Origin of the sequence: Escherichia sp. MOD1-EC5950 (assembly GCF_002965345.1) — a bacterium.
Lineage (GTDB): Bacteria > Pseudomonadota > Gammaproteobacteria > Enterobacterales > Enterobacteriaceae > Escherichia > Escherichia marmotae.
In genome coordinates, this window is the sequence record NZ_PTSR01000092.1 from 1 (window position 1) to 1,365 (window position 1,365).

The window sequence follows — 1,365 nt, forward strand, 5'->3', positions numbered from 1 at the left end:
GATACAACTCTGGCAATAGTATCGTGAACAGGAATACCATTTTCAAAATCACCATATTGCTTCAAAAAATCGAGATGTGTTTCCCCGAAATCCTCTATATCTTCCCAACCTTCTGCACCAGAAATAACGGCACAAATAGTCAGCAGTAGAATATCAGATAATTTATGTTCCACTTTCCAGGCTTGTCTGTAATCGGGGATAATAGAAATATGTTCCATCAATTTTTTAAGTTCCATTTTGTTCTCCTTAATTATGCAAGGAGTATTTGATCATGTATAAGCAATGAAAAACAGCTTTAGGTAATAAGGGATATCTCAATTATTGAACATTTAGTGCGAATTGTTTAGTACAAAAAAACAGCGTTACGTGATCTTTCCCTGGGATGCGGGACGGGATGTTTAGTGTGCTGAAAGATAATTAAATAAAAAAGCCGGGAAGTTTAATTTCTTACCCGGCTTTTGAGTGAACGTTATTGACTCACTGGATATCTATCTAAATAACCCTGGCTTGATGGATATTTTGTAAAAAATGAAATTTTGTCCCCATCAATAATTTCAATATCAAAAATCATAGAGCCACTTTCTTTTAAACCAATGTTATATGAATACAACTTTTCCTCTACTTCATCCAAAAGAGATATTGCCATCTCATCAATAATTCCATTGCGCTCTTCAATAAGGAAAATTATTTCTTCTGGAAAATAAGATTCTATAATAACACCTTCATAATAGTAGTCGAACTTATCAACCCTGTTATATTCTATAAGAGCATATTTCTCATTCTCTCTAAATGAAATGATATAGTCTTTCATCCTTATCCTCCACACCCTCTGAAAGTACCAGATAGTTTCCCTTTGTTGGCATTAAAACCATCAACACCCTCTGGATGAATTAATCTTGCATGATTTTCCCCCAACTTACCTCCTGACGGATCGTGAATAACATCAAATCCAATTTTTCTGAGGTCCGCTGCACTGACCTCCCCAACACTTGTCGCGGGTCTTTTAGGAAATGCTGCATTCCATATTCTGATGGCGTCGTCAGCACTATTAGCTCTGATAACAGATACTCCTGGAGGATTTAACTTCCCTTTATTAATAGCGTCTATTTCACGAGGATTGAAATCAAACCCATAAGAACCGTCGGTACTAATTCTATAAACTTTAGTTGCATCAGGAAGAGGAGCACCTTTTTCAAGGGGTGTGCCTGTTAATCCTAGCGGGTCGATCCATGACAGCGGATTCGGCGCATACGCATACAGGTTTAACCCACCCGCCAGCCCTATCGGATCCGTTACTATGAACCGCCCGACATCCGGATCATAGTAACGGTGCAGATTGTAGTGCAGCCCCGTTTCCCTGTCGAG

3 protein-coding genes are annotated in these 1,365 nt (G+C 38.6%); all 3 read right to left on the reverse strand.

Going from position 1 to position 1,365, the window contains the following annotated elements; genetic code table 11:
• A partial coding sequence (locus tag BEA93_RS24345; protein WP_001423811.1) for an ISAs1 family transposase occupies positions 1-236 on the reverse strand: 236 nt, incomplete at its 3' end.
• Between the two features lie 233 nt (positions 237-469).
• Entirely contained in the window at positions 470-811 is a 342-nt protein-coding gene (locus tag BEA93_RS24350; protein ID WP_016248708.1) for a hypothetical protein, read from the reverse strand.
• Positions 812-813: 2 nt separating this feature from the next.
• The coding region (locus BEA93_RS25975) for an RHS repeat-associated core domain-containing protein (RefSeq protein ID WP_236942911.1) at positions 814-1,365 on the reverse strand (552 nt) is incomplete at its 5' end.